The sequence below is a fragment of the Salicola sp. AFF1 genome (genome assembly GCF_056783195.1).
This window is the reverse complement of sequence record NZ_JBXAYL010000055.1, coordinates 1-5,033: the sequence shown is the minus strand read 5'-3', so window position 1 is coordinate 5,033 and position 5,033 is coordinate 1. Positions and strand designations below refer to the sequence as shown.

At 55.4% G+C, this 5,033-nt stretch carries 5 protein-coding genes; 4 read left to right on the top strand and 1 reads right to left on the bottom strand.

Going from position 1 to position 5,033, the window contains the following annotated elements:
- Together AC1RQI_RS16215 and AC1RQI_RS16210 are read left to right on the top strand one after the other, a co-directional pair.
- Nucleotides 1-1,143, top strand: a 1,143-nt coding sequence (locus tag AC1RQI_RS16215) for an RHS repeat-associated core domain-containing protein (RefSeq protein WP_481905652.1), incomplete at its 5' end; no start/stop codon positions are given.
- 2 nt (nucleotides 1,144-1,145) lie between these two features.
- Nucleotides 1,146-1,562, top strand: coding sequence for a toxin-antitoxin system YwqK family antitoxin (locus AC1RQI_RS16210; protein ID WP_481905651.1), 417 nt, complete (start codon nucleotides 1,146-1,148; stop codon nucleotides 1,560-1,562).
- Here AC1RQI_RS16210 and nfi read toward each other — a convergent pair.
- On the bottom strand, nucleotides 1,541-2,233 hold the full coding sequence (gene nfi, locus AC1RQI_RS16205; protein WP_481905650.1) for a deoxyribonuclease V: 693 nt from the start codon (nucleotides 2,231-2,233) through the stop codon (nucleotides 1,541-1,543). The two genes, AC1RQI_RS16210 and nfi, sit on opposite strands and share 22 nt — an antisense overlap.
- 312 nt (nucleotides 2,234-2,545) lie before the next feature.
- On the opposite strand from nfi, the gene AC1RQI_RS16200 reads away from it, so the two are divergent.
- Together AC1RQI_RS16200 and AC1RQI_RS16195 are read left to right on the top strand one after the other, a co-directional pair.
- Entirely contained in the window at nucleotides 2,546-4,465 is a 1,920-nt protein-coding gene (locus AC1RQI_RS16200) for a polymorphic toxin type 15 domain-containing protein (protein ID WP_481905649.1), read from the top strand.
- Nucleotides 4,466-4,467: 2 nt separating this feature from the next.
- On the top strand, nucleotides 4,468-5,033 hold a 566-nt coding region (locus tag AC1RQI_RS16195), incomplete at its 3' end, for a GAD-like domain-containing protein (RefSeq protein WP_481905648.1).

The following is a 5,033-nucleotide window of genomic DNA, read 5'->3' as shown; positions in this document are numbered from 1 at the left end:
TGCGAGCCGGAAACCCCGGATGGGTCCATCCATCAGCCACTGCGGCTGCCGGGGCAGTTCGAGGACGAGCTGACCGGCCTCCATCACAACCGCTTCCGGGACTACGATCCGGAAACAGGGCGCTACCTGACCCCGGACCCGATAGGCATCAAGGGAGGCCTGAACAGCTACCGCTACACGCCCAATCCACTCGATTATATCGATCCGCTTGGACTCGACTACGAGTCCATTATCGGGGCTGGGAATGCGGACAAGACAGAGCTTGCGGCCCTGTCCAACATGAAGCCGGACGTACCGTCCATGGTGGAAACGAACGGTGCGGATGTGGGCAGTATTCAGGCCATGGAACCGAACTGGTTCCGGGATACCATCACGGGTGGGGTTGTGAACGCCATCATTGGCGGTCCCGCTACGGATATCGCCGATGCGTGGCGCAACACTGTCGGCAACGAGAAATACTCAGGCATTAACCCGCTCACCAATCAGAATGAGGGGCTACGCACCGGCCCTGAGCGATTTATGGACTGGGCGCCGATTCCGGCAGCGAATACTGGTAAAGCGGCCAAGGGTGTGGACAATCTGGCTGACGCTGCCCGTACAGCAACACGCACTGAGGTTCCAAACAGTTCTGTTGCAGATGAAGTCGCCGCTTTGCAAAGAATTAAGAATAATGCAGCGAGTAGTACTGAACTAAACCAACAAATTAACTTGCGTGGAGCAACTGCGAACGAATATGACAGATTGCTGACGGAAGGTGTTTCGTTTAATAAAATGGGTCCAGCTCTAGCGGGCGTTATGGATACCAAAACAGGCCAAATATTTTTTGGCAGAAATACGGGCGCTGGTGAAATTCCAAGTGTTCTTTCTCCAGAGATGCGGGCAAGTTTGGAGCAAATGCCTGACGACGTTCTCACAGGATATATAAAGACCAAGGGGGCAGGTACTCACGCAGAAGTTCATGCATTGAATGACGCTATGCTTGCAAGGCCCGGTTCGACAAAATCCGAGTTTTTGCTTCAGGTAATTAATTCTGGTGGCTCTAAATCTACTCGGGGTAATCCGATTCCACGTTGCCCGCATTGTTCATATTTAACGGATGGCGTGAAATTCCCACTAGAGCCGTCAGCGAAAGGGAGTAACTAAAGATGTTGAATAGAATTCCGGAAAACGAATTACAGTATGATGATGATATTCGTTGCTACAATGATGTTCCGTTTACTGGCATTGGGTATGAATTGTTTGATAACGGTGATTTGAAGGCTGAGTCTGAATATAAAGATGGCGTTGAGCATAATGTTTGTAAAGAATGGTACCCAAATGGTCAGATAAAGCAGGAGACTGAATGTAAGCGAGGTATGAAATATGGTAAGTCGACTTCTTTTTTTGAGGATGGCAGGAAAAAGTTCGAAGCCCATTATGAGTGGGGAATTGAGTTGGATTGCATGGAGTGGTCGCATGATGGGAACTTGCTTGTTGAAAGAAAGTTAGATCCTGAATCTTCGGATTCTAATTACAAAATTCTTCAAAAATTCAGGCGTGTTTATGGCGATCCAGAAAGCTGAGCACTCTTTAGCTTGAACTTAACCAACTGGTCTGCCTTGCGAGTTGTCTCCGGTAATCGGTATTTAGGCGTTAGGTTTAATATCCAATGACAGGCCGTTGCCAATGAAATGCGGTGGCCAATGGATACGTAAATCGGATTGGTGTTAATCTGAGTTCGTAGTACATTTCCAATCACTTCGTCGTCCTCAACAAGAGGCGAAATAGCGCCTCTTGTTATATCTGGATCTTGATGTAACCCTAGTAATCGCGTCTTGCCACAGCCGATGGTCGGCACATCAAAGATCACCCCTAAATGACAAGCCAATCCGAAACGTCTGGGGTGCGCATAACCTTGCCCATCGCACACAATCAAGTCTGGAGTGTGCTTTAACTTTGCGAGTGCTTTAATGATCGGTGGCAGCTCTCGAAACGAAAACAGTCCAGGAATATAAGGAAAGCGCTCAACATCTTCGGCGGTTGCTTTTTCAACCACATCCAAGGTTTCGGCATCTAGGATAACGACAGCAGCGACTAATCTATCGTTGTTCTTCTGATAGGCAACATCAACCCCAGCGACAAGTTTTATTTCACTAAATGTGTCTGTCTTTACGACTTTATCCGCCAGTTCCTTTTGTAGGCTTAAGGCTTCCGCTTCACTTATATCCCAGGCGTGTTTGATAACGGGTATCATTAGTTGGTACCTCGAATCTGACGAGCAAAAGCCCGCTTGGCATTGTGGTTGAGAGTCAGATTTTCCAGCACGGCCTTGGCGACCTTGCGTTCCTCGTCATCAAGCTGGCTTAAGCCCTCAAATTGAAAGCTCAGTTCATCGATGGGAGCGCGTTGATCCTCCCAAAATACCAGATTGTCCAGTGTCTCACTACGACGGACGCGAAAACCGCTGGCAATACAATCAACTTGGCTTCTGCACAGCCGAGACCCTGCCCGACGGTACCAAGCTCACCTACAAGTATGACCGCCGGGGCCGCTGGAAGACCTAGCCGTGAACGGTGAAACCGCCATCGAACGCGAATTCGACGCCCAGGGCCGTGAACGCGCCCGCCGGGCCGCCGGCGCCAACCACCAGAGCCAGGTCTGGGACCGCTACGACTGCCTGGTCAAGCGCCGCTGGCAGGCCAACCCCAACGACCAGGCCAGCGCCACCTCCCGGACCTGGCGCTACCACTGGGACGCCGAGTCCCGCCTGGAGGCCTACACCGACACCGACGAGGGCGAACGCCGCTTCCAGCGCGACCCCCAGGGCCAGCTCACCGGCGAGAACGACCAGCGCTTCGCCTACGACCACGGCGGCAACCGCCTGCCCGACGAGGCGGCCGAGCTTGAGCGCGACCGCCTCACCCGCACCCGCGAGACCGAACGCCACTACGATGCGCTGGGCGCCGAGACGGCCGTGCTCGGCGGCGTCAGCCCCGAATACCGCCACTACGACGCCGAAGGCCAGCTCATTGAACTCAGGCGCGAAGGCCTAAGAGTCCAGTACGGCACGGATGCGCTCAGCCGCCGCACTTGGCGCAAAAGCGAAGCGGGCACCACCGCCTACCTGTGGCACGGCGACGCCCTGCTCGGCGAACACCGCCCGGATGGCACCTGGCAGTACTACATCCGGGACCCGAAGACCGACGCCCCGCTACTGACCCTGATCAACGGCACGCCCTATTACTACGAACTCGACTGGCGGGGAATGCCGATCCGGCTGTGGAGCGAAGAGGGCAGCCTTGTCTGGCAGGCCAATGCGGATGCCTGGGGCCATTGTGATCCGGACACACCCAACGGCCCCATCCACCAGCCCATCAGGCTGCAGGGGCAGTTCGAAGACGAACTGACGGGGATCTACCACAACCGCTTCCGGGATTATGACCCCGCAACGGGCCGTTATTTAACGCCCGATCCACTCGGCATCAAGGGCGGGCTCAACAGCTACCGGTACACGCCAAATCCGGTCGATTACAGTGATCCGCTGGGGTTGGACTATGAGACGGTGGTGACGCCGAGTAATGCTGACAAAGGAGAGAAAGCCCCACTAGAGAACGTTCGGGCGCCGGCCATGAGTGAACTGCCGGAGACCGAGGGTGAAGCGGTCGGGCTGAAGAAGAATGCCGACGGCGATCTCATTCTGTGCCTTGGCGAAGAGGCTTGTGCCGATCCAAGCAATGTGGCGAATGCCGGCTGGGGGGACGTGGCCGCCTGGGGCGCCATGATGGCGCTTGAGCGTGTGCCTGTGGGACGTGTTCTTGATAAGGTACCTGTGCCAGGGGCCATTAAGAACAAGTTTGGCAAGAATGCGGATGAAGCTGCTGATGCGGCCCGTAAAAACCTTGACCGGCTTCCGGAGACAGAGGTTCCGCCCTTCAAGCCGTACAACAAGAAGTACGAGGCTTTGTCGGACGCGGACAAGAAAGCCTACCTTCAGGAATACAACCGGCAGCTCAAGCGCCAGGAAGAGGCCATCAACAGCATGTCCGCCGATGAGTTCAAGGCGGCGCGGGATGCCTATGCCGGTACGGGGCGGAATCCCCTGGCTGAGAAAATGCAGGGGACCTATCGAGAAAGGTTTAAGAAGCGTGTCAGTACCAATATTTTCGACTCGCTGAATCGCAAAAATAAAGCGCTGCCTAAGGATCAAAGACTCTCCCAAAAGGAAATGAGACAACAGGCTAAGGAACGGGCCGATCAGATCGCAGACAAGCTGGCCGCCCTCCACGAGCCGGACATGGTGGCCGGGGGTTACCATGACCCAATGCCCAGCGGCATGGGGCGGTCCGACATCAACTCCGCGATCGGCAGCAGTTGGAAACAGAGTGGCCGGCTAGAGGCAATGGAGGAGGCCGCCGACGCCGCCGTTGCCAACGGCCAGGGCGCGGCGAAGATGAATGTGCGCCTGGAGATGGCAAGAGGATACTAGTAATGCGTGACGAATCGATGGAACTCTTTATCGAGGAATTTGGTGAGCCCACCCACCCCAGGCCGGTGACGGCGGACGAGGTGGAGCAGTATCGCGGAGTCTTGCCGGACCTGCTATTGGAATACTGGCAGGATGTGGGCTGGAGCGGCTTTGCCGATGGCCTGTTCTGGCTGGTGAACCCGGCGGACTACGATCACCTGGTGGCAATGTGGCTGGAGGGAACGCCGTTCGAGACGCTGGATACCTACCGGGCCATTGCCCGGACGGCGTTCGGGGAGTTGTACGTGTGGGGCGAAAAAACCAACCGGTGCGTTACAATCAGCTGCCCGACCCATGCCATTATCGCTCTTGAAAGCGAGGTAAAATCCAGTGCTCCAGATGTGGAGAGTGCTGTTGAGTCCTTTTTCGTTATGTCTGACAAAGAGGGCTATGACCTCACCGACATGAACGACAAACCGCTGTTCCCCCAGGCCCTGAAGAAACTGGGCCCGCTGGGGCCGGATGAGGTGTATGCTTTTGAGCCGGCCTTGATTACAGGCGGCGAGTGGTCCGTGAACAACCTGGCGAA

Coding starts and splice junctions, on each gene's coding strand:
- AC1RQI_RS16210 (WP_481905651.1), top strand. CDS start 1,146: ATGTTGAATAGAATTCCGGAAAACGAATTACAGTATGATGATGATATT.
- nfi (WP_481905650.1), bottom strand. CDS start 2,233: ATGATACCCGTTATCAAACACGCCTGGGATATAAGTGAAGCGGAAGCC.